Source organism: Vibrio sp. 2033 (genome assembly GCF_033339735.1).
The window spans coordinates 1-811 of record NZ_JAWOVC010000237.1 but is presented as its reverse complement, the minus strand read 5'-3'; the positions used below and the strand labels follow the sequence as shown (position 1 = coordinate 811).

Below are 811 nucleotides of genomic sequence, written 5' to 3'. Positions count from 1 at the left end.
GGCGGTTCCTCGCTCAGACAGAAAGCTCGATCGTTTCCCTCTGGTGAGTTACATCGAAGAAGCGACAGAAATGAAGTCGCTAGACATTAAGAACCACTGGCTGGGTCAAAGCCAAGATCAGCGTGAGTACACTGGCCCGTTGTTGGATGTGAAAAACGTCAACCTAAGGTTTGTGACTAAGGACTCTTTGTTTGAAAGCCGCCGTGAGTACGTGCAGGCATCGAACAATGTGAGTTTTGAGGTGCACGAAGGTGAGACGTTTGGTCTGGTGGGTGAGTCAGGTTCGGGTAAGTCGACCATCGCGCGCGTGATTGCTGGTTTGTATGAGCCAAACTCTGGCCAAGTGAAATTTGAAGGCATCGATCTCACGGCGATGAAGTCGGAAAAAGAGCGTCGTCCGATGCGACGTCAAATGCAGATGGTGTTCCAAAACCCATACACGTCTATGAACCCTCGTATGAAGGTGTCAGACATTATTGCCGAGCCAATTCGTTTCCATAAACTCACCAAGAATGAAGCAGAAACACGTCAAATCGTGAATGATTTGCTTGATCATGTTGGTTTGGGTCGCATGGCTGGCGTGAAATATCCTCATGAATTCTCTGGTGGTCAGCGTCAGCGTATTTCGATTGCGCGCGCTCTGGCCACTCGTCCTCGACTTTTGATTTGTGATGAACCGACATCAGCGTTGGATGTGTCGGTACAGGCACAAATTCTGAACTTGCTAAAAGATCTGCAAAGTGAACTGAACCTAACGATGTTGTTTATCAGTCACGATTTACCGGTGATTCGTCAGATGTGTGACCGAGTA

1 protein-coding gene is annotated in these 811 nt (G+C 48.3%); it reads left to right on the top strand.

What is annotated here, in order from left to right; genetic code table 11:
* Positions 1-811: ATP-binding cassette domain-containing protein (locus tag R7P74_RS25810; RefSeq protein WP_318123493.1), on the top strand; the 811-nt coding region annotated here is incomplete at both ends.